At 74.3% G+C, this 15028-nt stretch carries 8 protein-coding genes and 1 pseudogene; all 9 read right to left on the bottom strand.

What is annotated here, in order from left to right; translation table 11 throughout:
- Positions 1-45 precede the first annotated feature (45 nt).
- Positions 46-885 (bottom strand): mycofactocin-coupled SDR family oxidoreductase, encoded by an 840-nt coding sequence (locus AAFF41_RS19255; RefSeq protein ID WP_067381147.1) that lies wholly within the window; start codon positions 883-885, stop codon positions 46-48.
- Positions 882-1604, bottom strand: coding sequence for a thioesterase II family protein (locus tag AAFF41_RS19260; protein WP_343324303.1), 723 nt, complete (start codon positions 1602-1604; stop codon positions 882-884). Before AAFF41_RS19260 ends, AAFF41_RS19255 begins: the two co-directional genes overlap by 4 nt.
- Before the next feature lie 40 nt (positions 1605-1644).
- The gene (locus AAFF41_RS19265) at positions 1645-2937 is read right to left on the bottom strand and encodes a M18 family aminopeptidase (RefSeq protein ID WP_319747803.1); all 1293 of its coding nucleotides are present in this window, start codon (positions 2935-2937) and stop codon (positions 1645-1647) included.
- A 6-nt stretch (positions 2938-2943) separates the two neighbouring features.
- Positions 2944-4425, bottom strand: a complete 1482-nt coding sequence (locus AAFF41_RS19270) for a condensation domain-containing protein (protein ID WP_343324304.1) — start codon at positions 4423-4425, stop codon at positions 2944-2946.
- Between the two features lie 23 nt (positions 4426-4448).
- Entirely contained in the window at positions 4449-8576 is a 4128-nt protein-coding gene (locus tag AAFF41_RS19275; RefSeq protein WP_343324306.1) for a MupA/Atu3671 family FMN-dependent luciferase-like monooxygenase, read from the bottom strand.
- The gene (locus tag AAFF41_RS19280) at positions 8573-10510 is read right to left on the bottom strand and encodes an acyltransferase domain-containing protein (protein ID WP_425526137.1); all 1938 of its coding nucleotides are present in this window, start codon (positions 10508-10510) and stop codon (positions 8573-8575) included. The genes AAFF41_RS19275 and AAFF41_RS19280 overlap by 4 nt, the downstream gene beginning before the upstream one ends.
- 77 nt (positions 10511-10587) lie before the next feature.
- Positions 10588-11835: pseudogene (locus AAFF41_RS19285) on the bottom strand (beta-ketoacyl [acyl carrier protein] synthase domain-containing protein); the annotation flags it as partial.
- Entirely contained in the window at positions 11810-13006 is a 1197-nt protein-coding gene (locus tag AAFF41_RS19290) for an MFS transporter (protein ID WP_388412129.1), read from the bottom strand. The gene AAFF41_RS19290 and the pseudogene AAFF41_RS19285, both read right to left, overlap by 26 nt.
- Positions 13007-13344: 338 nt before the next feature.
- Complete coding sequence (locus tag AAFF41_RS19295; protein WP_319747795.1) at positions 13345-15009, bottom strand: AMP-binding protein; 1665 nt, start codon at positions 15007-15009, stop codon at positions 13345-13347.
- Positions 15010-15028 lie beyond the last annotated feature (19 nt).

Raw genomic sequence — 15028 nt, forward strand, 5'->3', positions numbered from 1 at the left:
ACAGGGCCTAGGTCCTGTCGTCAAATTCCCGTCGTCCGCCCGGGCCTAGCGGGCCGAGAAGCCTCCGTCGACCGTGAGGACGGTGCCGGTCACCTGGCGGGACTCGTCGGAGGCGAGCCAGAGGGCGGCGGTGGCGACGTCGTCCGGTTCGACGAGGGCGTTCATGGGCTGGGCCTGGACGAACGTCTGCTCGTGCTCGGCGACCGGCACGTCCAGGGCGCGGGCGATCTCGGCGAGCATCCGGCCCTCCACGCGGGGGTCGTCGCGGACCGAGCCGGGGCAGATGGCGTTGACGCGGACCCGGCGGGGCGCGTAGTCGAGGGCGACCGCCTTGGTCAGGCCGATCAGGCCGTGCTTGGCGGCGACGTACCCGGCGAAGTGGCGATAGCCGACCAGACCGGCCGTGGAGGCGATGTTGATGATCGAGCCGGCGCCCCGCGCGGTCATCAGGGCGCCCGCCGCGCGGATCGTGCGCCAGGCCCCGGAGAGGTCCACGTCCAGCATCAGCTGCCACTCGTGCTCCTCGATCTCGTGGGCGGCCCGGCCGGAGGGCGCGGCGATCCCGGCGTTGTTGACGAGGACGTCGAGCCGTCCGAAGCGGGCCGTCGTCTCCTTCACCGCCGTCTCCACCGCGGCCAGGTCCCGTACGTCGACCCGGGCCGTACGGACGGCGGCGCCCGTCTCCCGGCAGAGCTCCGCCGTGTGCGCCAACTGGCTCTCGGAGCCCAGCGGATACGGCACACCCGGGAGGTCCGCCGCGATGTCCACGAGCATCAGATCGGCGCCCTCGCGGGCGAACGCGACGGCGGTCGCCCGGCCGATGCCACGGGCCGCCCCGGTGACGAGGGCGACCTTGCCCGAGAGCCTCGGACCCCCCGGGCTCACCGCGTGCGTCCGGCGCGGAGTTCGGCTCCGATCAGGCGCAGGAGGGCGCCCGGGTTCTCCGTCAGGTACATGTGGCCGCCGTCCAGCTCCGCCGTGGTGAGCTTCCCTGTGGTGGCGCGGGACCACTCGGCGGCCTCGGCCGCGCTCACCAGCTCGTCGTCGCGGCCGCGCAGGGCGAGGACCGGGGCGGCGAGCGGGCGGTCGGAGGCGGGCCGGTACGTCTCGTGCATCCGTACGTCGGCCCGCAGCAGCGGGAGCAGCAGCTCGCGCATCTCCGGGTGCTCAAGGGCCGGGTGCGCGTACCCCGCGAAGGTGCGCACCCGGGCCAGGAACTCCGCGTCGGGCAGACCGCTCGCACGGTCCGCGCGGCCGGTCCACGGGTCCGGCGCGCCGCTGACGACGAGGGCGTCGAGGCGGACGCCGGGCTCGGCCTCCAGCCGGTGCGCCAGCTCGAAGCCGAGCACCGCGCCGAGGCTGTGCCCGAACACCGCCACCCGCGCGCCCTCCGGGAGCTGCCGGGTCACCTGGGCGTACGCCTCGGCGGCCGCCCGCACCGCGTCCGTGTGGGGCGCCTCCACGAACCGCTCCTCACGGCCGGGGAGTTGCACCGGCAGGACACGCAGGCCCGCCGGTGCCCGGTCCTGCCACGGCTTGAAGAAGGACGCGCCCGCCCCGGCGAAGGGCAGACAGACGAGGTGGGTCTCTTCCACTGCTGGCATCGCTCCCGAGTCTCGGTTCCGGATACAAAGGGGCCGGGGCTCAGCCCGTGGTGACGAACTCGGTGAGGACCCGGGCCAGCAGGCCGGGGTCCTGCGCCCCGCACAGCTCCCGCGCGGAGTGCATCGACAGCCCCGGTACGCCCACGTCGACGGTGGCGACTCCCAGCCGGGCCGCGGTGATCGGGCCGATCGAGGTGCCGCACGGCATGGCGTTGTGGGAGACGAACGGCTGCCAGGGCACCTCGGCGCGCTCGCAGGCCGCGGCGAAGGCGGCGACCCCGGTGCCGTCGGTGGCGTACCGCTGGTTGACGTTGACCTTGACGACGGGGCCGCCGTTGGGGAGGGGGTGGTGGTCCGGGTCGTGGCGTTCGGCGTAGTTGGGGTGCACGGCGTGCGACATGTCGGCGGAGACGCAGAAGGCGCCGGCCAGGGCCCGGTTGAAGTCCTCGGCGCTGCCGCCGCGCGCGGCGACGGACCGGCCGAGCACCCGCTCCAGCAGGGGGCCCTGGGCGCCCGACTGGGAGCCGCTGCCGACCTCTTCGTGGTCGAAGGCGGCCAGCACCGGGATGTGGGCGGGCGGCCGGGCGGCGGTGGCGGCGCAGACCAGGGCGGTGACGCCCGCGTGCACGGAGATCTGGTTGTCCAGACGTGGTGAGACGAGGAACTCCTGGTCGGCGCCGAGGTAGCCGGGCGGCTGGATGTCGTGCAGCATCAGGTCCCAGCCGAGGACCTCGGCGACGTCGGTGTCCGCCTCGGCGGCGACCCGGGCGAGCAGAGCGCCGGGCCGGGTGGGGCCGAGGCCCCACAGCGGGGTCATGTGCTGCTGCGCGTCGAGCACGACACCTTCGTTGACGCCGCGGTCGAGGTGGATGGCGAGCTGGGGTACGCGCAGCAACGGCTGGTCGACGCAGACGAGGCGGCTGGATCCGTCGCGCAGCGTCAGCCGGCCCGAGATGCCGAGGTCGCGGTCGAGCCAGGTGTTGTGGGGGACGCCGCCGTAGATCTCCACGGCGATCTGCCGCCAGCCCGCGGAGCCGGTGTCGGGCTCGGGCTTGATCCGCAGGTTCGGGGAGTCGGTGTGGGCTCCGACGATCCGGAACGGGGTGCGGGCCGGGGCGCCCGCAGGGACGTACCAGGCGAGCAGCGCTCCGGCGCGGACGACGTACCGGCCGCCCTCGGCACCGGCCGTCCAGTCGTCCGTCTCGCGCAGCTCCTGGAAGCCCGCCTTCTCCAGGCGCTGGGCCGCGTGCGCGACCACGTGGTACGGCGAGGGGCTGGAGCGGATGAAGGAGAGCAGATCGTCGCTGTGACTGCGGTCATGTGTGGGGGACATGGGCGCTCACGCCTTTCGGAGGGGCTGGAGAGGGTTGAGGAGTGAAGCGACGGGCGCGTCCGGCCGAGTGCACAGTTCGGCGAGAACGGCCTGCCAGTCGTCGAGCAGCTCCTGAGCCGTGGCGGGGTCCCACAGATCGGCGGAGTACTCCAGGAAGGTGCGGTAGCCCTTGGCCGGGTCGCGGCGCGGGGCGAGACCGAAGGAGAGGTCACCGCGGGACACGGGCGGGGCGAGGTCGTCGACCTCGACGTCGAGTCCGGGGATCTCGATGTCCGTGTCCAGGGAGTTCTGGAAGGCGATGGTCAGCGGAAAGCGCTCGGGCACCGCGCGGGCACCGCTCTCGCGCAGGGCGCGCACGATCCGCGCGGTCGGCAGGACATGGGCCGTCGCCTCCAGGGCGCCGGCGCCGGTGCGCTCCACGAGGGCGCCGCGCGTCTCGTCCGGGTCGGGCGTCACCCGCACGATCACGCCGGTCGACGTCAGCGCGACCATCGACTCGAACGCGCTGCGCTCGCGGTGGGCGTACGGCGTGCCCATCACGATGTCCCGCGCCCCGGACCGGCGGGCGACCAGCACGCCGAGCGCGGTCGCCGCGACCCCGAAGGGCGTGGTGTGCCGGGCCGCGGCCACCTCCTCGACGGCCCTGCGCAGTTCACCTGAGGCGGTGCCCCGCAGGGTGTCGCCGTCTCCGCTCGGTACGGCGGGCCGGGCCCGGTCGCCGGGGATCTCGACCGCGGCCGGGATCCCCTCCAGGTACCGGGTCCAGTACGCCGACCTGCGGGCCTCCTCGGCGGGGTCGGCGTGCTCGCGCTGCCAGCGGGCGTAGTCCGTGCACTGCGCCGCCGGTTCGGGCAGACCGTGCGGGCGGCCCGCGGCGGCGGCCGTGTACAGCGCGGCGAGCTCGCTCAGGAGGAGGGAGAGGGACCAGCCGTCGACACAGATGTGGTGCACGACGAACATCAGCGTCCACCGGTCGGGTGCGAGGCGCAGCAGCCGCAGGACAGGCAGGACCGGCAGGGCACTGTCGGTCACCGTGATGGGCGTCGCGGCGGCTTCCCGGCACAACTCCTCGGCGCGCGCGTGCCGTTCGGACTCGGCCGCGATGCCGGTCAGGTCCTCGACGGGAAGTGGCGGGGGCGGCACGTCGAGAACCTCCTGCCGCCAGCCGGTGCCGTCGTCCGTTCCGTACGACGGCACCGGTCGCCCGTCTGCGGGTACGAAGCGGCACCGCAGTCCGTGGTGCCGGTCGAGCAGCCCGGCCACCGCGGTGCGCAGGGCGGCCACGTCCAGGGGGCCGGTGAAACGGATCCGGGTCGGGATGTTCCACACCTCGGGGCGGGGCATGCTCAGGACGCCCGCGATCATGCGGGCCTGCTGGTCGCTCACGGGCGCCGTGTCCACCACGGTCACGCCCCGGGGTGGCGCGAGCCGGGCGGTCATCGCCCCCAGCGTGGCGTCGGCGAAGAAGTCCGCCAAGGGGTATTCCACGCCGAAGCTGTCCCGGACCCGGTTCACCAGTCTGATCGCGCCGATCGAGTTCCCCCGAGTTCGAAGAAGTTGGCGTCCGGAGTGAGATCACCGATCGGGCCGAGCGTGTGCTGCCAGAGGGTGCGGAGGCGGTGGGCGCCGTCGGGGGTGCCCGGGGTGACGGAACCCGGTGTCAGGTCGCCGACCGTCTCCGCGGCGCCCGCCGTCATGGCGGCCAGCACGTTCTCCAGACGGTCCAGGTACCCCCGTGCCGTCGCCTCGTCGAACAGGTCGGCGTCGTGGCGGAGGCGCAGGTCGAGGTCCCCGTCGGGGAGCCGGGTCGCCATGAGGGCGAGTTCGAGGGGCGCGGACTCGGTGCCGCCGTCGAGGGGCGTGGCGCGCAGGCCGGGCAGGGCGAGGGAGGTCAGGGGCGCGGTGTCGAGGTCGGCGGAGACGGTGACGAGGGGGCGCGGGTTGCCCGGGTCGGGGTGGCGGGCCGCCGACAGGGCGTCCAGGTCGACGTGTTGGCGGGCGTCGGCGGCGAAGAGCGTGTCCCGGGTGGCGCGTACGGCGTCGGTGAGTGTCGTGCGGTCGGTCAGGGTCCCGCGCAGCGGCAGCAGGGACACGTGGAAGCCGACGGTGTCCCGCGTCTCGGGAGTGCGGCGGCCGAAGGTGGACCCGATGACGAAGTCGTCCTGTCCGGCGTACTGGCGCAGCACGATCCGCCAGGCGGTGAGCAGCGTCGCGAACAGGGTGACCCCTTGCCGCCCGCTCCAGTCCCGCAGCCGCCCCGCCCGCTCCGGGCCGAGCCGCAGCCCCACGGCACCGCCGCGTCCGGCGACGGTGCGGGTGCGCGGCCGGTCCGTGGGCAGCGCGGGCGCGCCCGGCCCGTCCCCGAGGTGGGCGCGCCACCAGTCCAGGTCGTCCGCTACCCCGGTCACCGCGATCGTGTCGAGCGTGCTCCCGGCGGCCCGCTCGAAGCGGGGCGCGCGACCCTCCGCCGCCGCCCGGTAGAACTCCCCGAGGTCGGCGGCGACCAGCCCCGCGGAGTGGCCGTCGGTGACGAGGTGGTGCATGCCGAGGATCAGCGCGTGGTCGTCGTCGGCGAGCCGCAGCAGCCGGGGCGTGAACAGCGGCCCCGCCGCGAGGTCGTAGGCGCGGGTGCTCTCCTCCCGCAGGGCGGCCCGGATCACCTCGTCGGCGTCCCGGCCCCGGACGTCGTCGACGATCAGGGCCGGACATGCCCGGTCCCTGTCCTCCCGTACGACCTGGAAGACCCCGTCTCCCCCGGCCACGAACGCGGTCCGCAGCCCGTCGTGGCGGCGGACGAGGCCGGCCACGGCGGTCCGCAGCGCCTCGACGTCCAGCGGGCCCCGCAGCCGTACGCCCTGGATCTCGTTGTACGCGGCCGGGTTGGCGATCAGCGTGGCGGCGAGCCACAGGCGGCGCTGGGCCGGAGTCGCGGGAGCCCGCCGTTGTTCGGGCCTCTTCGGCTGCGTCGGGGGCTCGTGGTAGCGACGGCGCAGGACGTCCAGCTGCTCCAGGCCCGCCTTCATCTCCTCCGGCGGCAGCCCGAAGTCGACCAGGGCGGCGATCTCGTCGACGCCCGCGGCCCGCAGCGCGTCGACGGTGGCCGCGCAGGTGTCCGGCGAGCCGATGAGGGCCCGTTGGTCGCAGTAGCGGTCGTAGGCGCGGTCGAAGAGGTAGGCGAGGTCGGCCTCGCTCGCGTCGGCCACGTCCTCGGGGCGGGCCCCGAGGGCGCTCGCGGCGGAACGCATCTGGAGGGAGGAGCGCAGATAGCGGCTCATCGGCTCGCGCGCGGCGACCCGGGCGGCGGCGTGGTCCTCGGCGAGGTGGGTGTGGAGCAGGACGGTGACGCGGCCCGCGTCGGGGTCGAGGCCGCTCTCGGCGCGCAGCCGGCGGTAGTGGCGGATGTTCGCCGCGAGCTGCTCGACCGTCTGGTTCATGAGGTTGGTGACGATCCCGAGGTCGCGGCGGGCCGCCTCCTCGTACGAGGCACGCCGCCCGGACGTCGCCAGACACATCGGCGGCAGCTCCTGCACGGGCCGCGGATGCAGGCGTACGTCGACGGGGTGCCCTTCACCGGTACGGCGCGCGACGCTCTCGCCCCGCCACAGCCGCCGTACGTCCTCCAGGTGCCGGAAGGCGATCTCGGTGCGGTCGGTGAAGCGGTCGGGGTGCAGGGCGAAGTCGCTCGCGTGCCAGCCGCTCGCGCAGCCGATGCCGACCCGGCCGCCGGAGAGGTTGTCGGCCACCGCCCACTCCTCGGCGATCCGCACGGGGTCGTGCAGCGGGAGGACCACCGAGCCCGCGTGCAGACGGATGCGGTGGGTCTCCCGGGCGAGCGCGGCGGCCAGGACGGACGGGTTGGGGAAGAGGCCGCCGAAGGAGTGGAAGTGGCGTTCGGGGAGCCAGAGCGTGCTGAAGTCGTGGGTGTCGGCGAAGCGCGCGGTCTCGATCAGCCGTTCGTAGGCCTGCGCGCTGTCCTCGCCGTCGGGGTGGTCGCCGAAGAAATAGACGCCGAAGTCGGGAGCGGGCCGCTCGGCGGCGTCGCCGTGACCGTGCCGCCGACGGTGGCGGGGCGTCGTCGGGAAGTAGCCGCCCGCGCGCAGCTCCCGCAGTGAGTCCTTCACCGCGTCCGTGATCCGTTCGACGTCGGTGTCGGTGTGCGCGGTGGAGAGGTAGAAGGAGCGCCACTCCCAGACGTAGATCCCGCGCAGGAGGAGGTGGTGGTAGAGCAGCTCCGTGTCGGCGCGGTGGGTGAAGCGGAACATGGACCCGAAGTGGGCCGTTTCCAGGGGGAATTCCTCGGCGCGGAAGAAGTCGTCGAGGTCCGCGGCGAGCGCGTCGGTGCGGGCGTTCAGCGTCTGCTGGAGCTCCGGGCCCCGCTCCTTGAGGTGGGTGAGGACCGCGCGGGCGGCGGCCATCGACAGGGGGTGCTGGATGTACGTGCCGCCGAAGAAGGTCGTGTCGCGCGTCGGGCGGCTGTCGTCCCCGTACCGCCAGAAGCCGCCGTCGATGCCGTCCATGAGGTCGGCGCGGCCCGCGATCGCGCCGATGGGGTGGCCGCTGCCGAGGGCCTTGCCGTAGGTGGCGAGGTCGGGGACGACGCCGTAGTGGTGCTGGGCGCCGCGGGGGTGGGGGCGCAGGCCGGTGAGCATCTCGTCGAAGAGGAGGACGATGGCGCGCCGGGCGGTCAGCTCCCGCAGCGCGCGCAGGAAGGCGACGGGCCGCAGGGCGGGATTGCGGCACTGGACCGGCTCGACGAGGACCGCGGCGATCGTGTCGCCGAGTTCGTCGATGACGTCCAGGCTCTCCTGGCTGCCGTATTCGAGGACGAGGAGTTCGGACACCGCGCTCGCGGGGACGCCGCGCGAGACGGGGACGGCGTGGCGGCCGTCGGGGCCGGGGCGGCCGAGGACCGAGTCGATGTGGCCGTGATAAGAGCCGCGGAACATGACCACGCGGTCGCGTCCGGTGGCCGCGCGGGCGAGCCGCAGGGCGGCGGAGTTGGCCTCGGTGCCGGAGTTCGCGAACGCCACCCGCTCCATGCCGGTGAGCTCCGCGAGCAGTTCGGCGGCCACGCCCGTGTCCTCGGAGCGCGGTCCGAGGCGCAGTCCGTCGGCGAGGTGCCGGCGGACGGCCTCCGTCACCGGGGCGGGCTCGTGGCCGAGCAGCAGCGCGCCGAAGCCCATGGTGATGTCGGTGTAGTCGTTGCCGTCGACGTCCGTCAGCCGGGAGCCGTGCGCCGAGCGGGCCGCGATCGGGTACTGCATCTCCTTCGTCGCCCGCCGGAAGCCGACCACCGCCCGGCTGTCCGCCAGCACCGTTCGGTGCCGCTGCGCCAGCTCCTTCGACGTGCGGGTCCGCTCGGTGAAGCGGCGGACCAGGTCGTCGGCGTGGGCCCGCTGGGCCTCACTCGCACCGGTGCCTGACATGCCGGAGTCCGGCGGGAGGGTGACGTGGGGGCCGTGGTGGAGGGGCGGCTCGGCGGGTTGCCCGGCGGGAGCCGCGGTGGGTTGCCCGGCGGAAGACTCGGTGCGGTGCCGGGCCGCCGTCAGGAGTTCGTCGAGCCGTCCGGAGACGGCGACGGTTCGGGCGACGGCCTCGGCGCTCGCGCGCGACGCGGGGCTGGTCCGCACCGTGGTCATCCTCCGACCTCCTTGCGGCCCTCGGCGAGCAGGGCCACGGCCTCGGAGAGCTGACCGAGCATCCTGGTCTGGGTCTCGGCGAGTTGGCGAATCTGGCGGGCGAGTTCCTCGACCTCGGCACGGGTGGCGTAGACGGGTTCCTCGTCGGGGGTGACGTGCACGGGCTCGTCGTCGGGAGTGATGTGCACGGGCTCGTCGTCCGGGGTGATGTGCACGGGCTCGTCGTCCGGGGTGACGTCCGCGGAGGCCGGGACCGCCCTCCGCCCCGTCCGCTCGGCTATCAACCGGGCCGCGAGCCGTGGGGTCCCCGCCTCCTCCAGGATCTCCCGCATACCGATCTCCACCCCGAACTCGGCCTCCAGCTGTCGCACCATTCCTATGAGTTGGAGCGAGTCCGCGCCGAGCCCGACGAACGTACGCTCCGCGGTGATCTCCTCCGGCGCGTATCCGAGATGACGGGCGCTGAGTGCCAGCACCCGTGCCAGTACCGCCTGTTCGGTCATGCCGTCCTCCGTTTTGCGGTCGTCGGCCAAGGGGGTGGGCGGCGGTCCTGTCCAGTACGAGCGGTGCTGGAAGGGATACGGCGGCAGCGGGATCCGGCGGCCGTCGCTGCCGTCGAGCAGGGCCGCCCAGTCGAGCCGGTGGCCCGCGCAGTGCAGCCGGGCCACGGCCGCCCAGAGGGTGCCGAGGCCACGGTCGCCGCGGCGCTGGGTGGGCACGGCGGCGGTGTCCGGCCGGGCACGCCGGACGAGCCCGGTGAGGGGCGCGTCGGGGCCGATCTCCAGATGGACCGGCCGCCCGGGTGTCCGCTCCAGCGTGCGCAGTACGGCGGCGAAGTCCACCGGCCGTCGGGTCCCCCGTACGAGGTGCTCGGCGTCCGGCAGCCAGCCCACCGGGTGCCGGACCCCGTCCGGACCGCTCACGAACTCGGTCCTGGTGGGCCGCAGTCGTACCTTTCCGCAGGCGTCCCGGAAGTCCGCCAGGACGGGGTCGAGCAGGGCGGTGTGGAACGCGCGGTCCACCGGCAGGGACTCCGCGGGCGTGCCGCATGCCGCGAGCCGGGCGCGGGCGGCGGCCACCGCCTCGGGCGGTCCGCCCACGACGTACTGCCCGGGCCCGTTGACGACGGCGAGTTCGAGACCGTCGACCTCGGTGACCAGCCCCCGTACGACGTCCTCGGCGGCGAACACCGCGAGCATGCCCCCGGCCGGGGTGCCGTCGCGCATCAGCCGCCCCCGCCTGCAGACCAGCCGCAGTCCGTCCTCCAGCGTGAGCGCCCCGGCCACGCACAGGGCCGCGTACTCCCCGGCGCTGTGCCCGGCCACCGCGACCGGTTCGACACCGAACCGCCGCCACAGCCGCGCCTGCGCGACCTGCAGGGCGAAGAGCGCGGGCTGCGCGAAGGCGGTGTCCCAGAGGCGCGCTCCTTCCGGGTCCCAGAGGCGCGCTCCTTCCGGGTCCCAGGACCGCGCTCCCTCCGGGTCCCAGGACCGCGCTCCCTCCGCAGGACCACCGTCGGCGCCGCCCAGCAACCGGTCGAGGAATCCTTCCTCCCCCGTCTCGTCCCGGTGGATCCCCGCGCACTCCTCCAACGTGCGGGCCACCACCGGGAACCGCCCGGCGAGCGCCGCGCCCATCCCGTCGTACCCGCTGCCCTGGCCGGTGAAGAGGAACACCGGTCCCGTGCCCGCCGCCGCCCCGGCGACACCGTGCGCGTACGCCCCCGCCGCGCCCCGTACGAAGGCGTCCAGCGCCGCCGCCTTGCCGCCTGCCTCCGCGGTGACCACCAGTCGGTGTTCCAGGTGCCGTCGCCCGAGCGCGGTGGTGAGGAGCAGGTCGGCGGGGTCGGTCCCGGGGTGTTCGGTGAGATGGTCGCGGAAGGCCCGTGCGGAGGCGAGGAGCGCCTCGGGAGTGTGGCCGGACAGCGGCAGCAACGCGGGGGCCTGCCCACGGTCCGGTGGGCGGGGGACGGGGTCGGCGCCTCCTCCAGGATCACGTGGGCGTTCGTCCCGCCCATCCCGATGGAGTGCACCCCGGCCCGGCGCGGGCGGCCCTCCTCGGCGGGCCAGGGCAGTGCGTGGGTGGGCAGGACGAAGGGGCTCCCGGTCACGTCCAGGGCCGGGTTGGGGCGGGTGTGGTTCACCAGCGGCGGTATCTCTCCGTGGCGCAGCACCAGCACCGCCTTGATCAGCCCGGCCAGCCCGGCCGCGCTGTCCAGGTGGCCGATCGCCGCCTTCGTGGAGCCCAGCGCGCAGAAGCCGGTCCGGTCGGTGTGCAGCCGGAACGCCTCGGTGAGGGCGGCGAACTCGATCGGGTCGCCCTTGAACGTGCCGGTGCCGTGCGCCTCCAGGTAGCCGATGGAGTCGGCGGGCACCCCGGCCGCGCGCAGCGCGCCGAGCACGGCGTCGCGCTGGCCTGCGGACCCCGGCGCGGCGAACCCGGCTCGTTCGGCGCCGTCGTTGGTGACGGCGGACCCGGCGATCACCGCGTACACGGTGTCGCCGTCGGCGAGCGCCCTCTCCAGCGGTTTGAGGACGACGGCGGCGACGCCGTTGCCGCCGACGGTGCCGTCCGCGTCGGCGTCGAAGGCGCGCACGGTCCCGGAGCGCGAGATCGTCGAGCCGCGTACGTGCCGGTGCCCGGTGACCTGGGGCACGTGCAGGGCGGCCGAGGCGACGACCATGAGGTCCGCGTCGCCGAAGTGCAGGGCCTGGCAGGCGAGATGGACGGACACCAGGGACGACGAGCAGGCCGTGGCCACGTTCAGGGCCGGGCCCGTCAGTGCGAGCCGGTGGGCCGCCCGAGGGGCCGCGAAATCGGGGTAGGTGCCGACCTGCGCCTGCTTCTGCCGCTGCCAGTCCCCCGAACCCGCCTCCTCCCGCAGGTTGTTGGCGAGGTAACTGTGCAGGGAGTAGAGCCGGTAGCCGGTGCTCCCGCACACCCCGATCCGTACTCCGGCGCGCGGCTGTGCGTACCCCGCGTCCTCCAGGGCGTGGTGGGCGCACTCCAGGAAGAGGCGTTGCTGCGGATCGGTGACCGTGGCCTCGCGGGCGCTCATCCCGAAGAAGGCCGCGTCGAAGCCGTCGATGCCGGGCAGCGGGGCGCTCGCGGCCACGAAGTCGGGCGCGCCGTACTCCTCGGGGGCGAACCCGGCCGCCGCCAGCTCGGCGTCGGTGAACCGCCGTACGTGCGTCACGCCCGCCCGGATGTCCCGCCAGTACCCGTCGGGGGTGTCAGCTCCCGGAAACCTCAGCGCCATCCCGACGACTGCCGTACGCACCGCTCGTCCCCTCCTTGCCGGCGCCGTGGACCGCGTACAAACGGAGCAGGTAGATCCCCGCGACGACGATGGCGAGGCCGTGCGACCAGGCCACGACGGTGAACGCGGAGAACGATTCGAGGGCCGCCGACACCCCGATCATGCCGATCCCGAAGCCGAGGTTCTCGACCGTCGCCGTGAGCCCGAACGCGTGGCCGCGCAGGGTCTCCGGCAGGGTCTGCAGATGCGAGGTGTACGACACCTCGGTGAGCCCGTCCGCGGCGCCCGCGACGAGGGCGATCAGCACGGTCGCCACCATCGGGAACCCGGCGAAGCCGAGGATGAACGCGGAGGACATGACGATGGTGCCGAGACCGAAGCCGAGCGCGCCGACGGCCCGTCCGGAGCGTTTGGCCCAGCGTTGGATGACCTGTTGCGCCAGGACGTTGCCCAGGGCCCAGAACAGCCAGAAGCGGCTGACGAACGCGGCCGGGTCGTCCGGGTGGAGCGTGCTGGAGTAGACGGGCAGGGCCGCGTTGTGCGAGGAGGAGCCGAGGGCGTCGACGGTGCGCAGACACATCATGAGGCCGAGGGCGGGCACAGTGGCCAGCGCCGTCGTCGCGGCCCACACGCCGCGCTTCTCGCGGGGCTCGTCGGGCGCCCGCGACGGCTCGGGGGCGCGTTCGACGCCCGGCAGCCACGCGACCGCCGCCGCGCACACCAGGAAGCTCGCCGCGTCCACCAGGAACGCGGCGGTGAAGCCGAGCCAGGGCACCACCACACCGGAGGAGGCGAACCCGGCGACCATCGCCAGCGAACGCCCGCCCACCATCAGCGAGTTGGCCCAGGCGCGCCGGTCCGCGCCGACCAGGTCGGGGATGGAGCTGCGCAGCGCGACCATGAACACCGTGCTGCACGCCCCGACGGCCGCGGACACCGTGAACAGCACGCCGGTGCGCAGTCCCCCGTCCGGCGTCACTACCAGCAGGAACATGACAACGGCTTGGGCGATGTTGGCCCACAGCATGACCGGCTTGACCCCGAACCGGGCCTGCACGCGCCCCGCGACCGTCCCCGCCAGGAACCCCGCGCCCAGCCGCACCGCCATGAACAGTCCGACGGCGAGCGCGCTGTGGGTGGTGGCGTAGACGAACAGGTTGAGCGCCACCATGTTGAGGAAGGTGCCGTACGAGGAGACGGAGTAGCCGGCGACCAGGACGCGGTAGCGCCCCTCGGCCGTCACCGGTGCCGCGCCACGAGCCGTCCCCGGACCGCCGCCCGCCGCCCCCGTCCGCCGCGTGGCGGTGCGGCATCGGCGATGTTCACGACCCGGATCAGGTGACGCATGTTCCCTCTTTCCTCGGCGCGGACGGCACAGGTGTCCGGAGGCATCCTCCCCCTGTGGGGCGGAGGGGATTCCTCTGTCCCGGGACTCCCTGAGACGGGACGTCCGCCGGGCCGCCGAAAGTTCCGGCCGACGAGCGCCCGCGCGGGAAGCGCGCCCGCAACCTACCCGGTCGGCAGCAACTTCTCGCGTCCGCGCGCCCGGTACTCGGCCAGCAGCCCCTCGATGTCCGGCGCGCGCAGTCTGCGGTACACGGACTCCCCCGGTGGCCGCCACCACACCGGGTCGGCGCAGCGGAAGCCCTCGCGGCGCAGCCCCACCCGGTGGATCTTGTTGGTGGCGGTGACCGGCATCCGCGTCACGATCCGGACGAAACGGGGTGCCATCTTGGTCCCGAGGTCGGGCTGGGCGAGGAGGAACTCCGCGAAGGCCGACGGGTCGAAGCCGGCCCCCTCGCGCGGCGCGATCGCCGCCATCACCTGGTCCCCGGCCACCGGGTCGGGGACCGCGTACACCGCCACGGCGGCGGCGTTCTCGTGACGGGCGAGGATGTTCTCGATCATCGCGGCGGCGAGGTTCTCGCTGTCGACGCGCAGCCGGTCGTCCGCCCGCCCGGCGAAGTAGAGGAAGCCGTCGGTGTCGCGGTAGAAGAGGTCGCCGGTCCAGTACCAGCCGTCGCGCCGGCGGTCGGCGTCGGCGGCGGGGTTGCGCCAGTACCCCTCGAAGGGGTTGGGTCCGCGGTTCACCAACTCCCCTATCGCCTCGTCCCCGTTGACAAGCCTCCCGTCCTCGGCGAAGACGGCGGGCGGGCACTCGGCCCGGGTCCCCGGGTCGACCACCGCGAGGTCGTCGCGGGGGGCCGCCCGTCCGATCGCGCCCGCCGGGGCGCCGGGCGTCCGCTGGATGGCGGCGCCGCCCTCGGACGAGCCGTACCCCTCCACCAGCCGCACCCCGAAGCGTTCCTCGAAGGCCGCCGCGTCCACGGCCCCGGCCTCCGTCCCGAAGCCCATCCGCAGCGGGTTGTCGCGGTCGTCGCCGCGGGCGGGCGTGGCCAGCAGGTACTGCACCGCGCGGCCCACATAGGTGAAGTACGTCGCCCCGCAGGCCCGCACGTCCGCGAGGAACCCCGACGCCGAGAACCGCCGCCGCAGCGCGATCCCCGCGCCCGCCGCCAGGGCGGGCGCCCAGTCGGCGATCACCGCGTTGCCGTGGAACATCGGCATGCAGATGTAGTGCGTGTCGTCCGGGCGCACCCCGAACTGGTCGACGAGCGAGCGCCCGGCCGCGGCCAGCCGGCCCTGGGTGCAGATCGCGGCCTTGGGGGCGCCGGTCGAGCCGGAGGTGAAGTAGAGGAGGAGGCGGGCGTCCGCCGACACGGAGGGCGCCGTGTCCGGCGTCGCGCCCTCGTACGGCGCGAGGAGTTCCTCGTACGCCTCGGTGTCGGTGACCAGAACGCGTACGCCGGGCAGTTCGAGGCCGTCGAGGAGGGGCAGGTGGATCCGCTCGGTGACCAGGACACGGCACTCGGTGTGCAGGATGTCGCGGGCCAGTTCGGGGCCGCGCCGGGTCGGGTTGATCCCGGCCACGGCGGCACCGGAGAGGGCCGCCGCGCTCAACCACAGCGGATACTCGGGGGTGTTGTCGAGTAGCGCCCCGACGTGCGGTGCGGCGCCGGGCGGCAGCAGGTCGGCGAGGAGCGCCGCCCGCGCCGCCGCGCCCGCCGCCACCCGGTGGTGGCTCAGCACCCGCCCCTCGAACCACAGTCCCGGCCGGTGGTCGCCCCACCGTTCCTGTACGAGTTCCGCGACGGTACGCCTCATGGACCCCATGGGGGCGCACGATAATTGA

Source organism: Streptomyces mirabilis, from assembly GCF_039503195.1.
Lineage (GTDB): Bacteria > Actinomycetota > Actinomycetes > Streptomycetales > Streptomycetaceae > Streptomyces > Streptomyces mirabilis_D.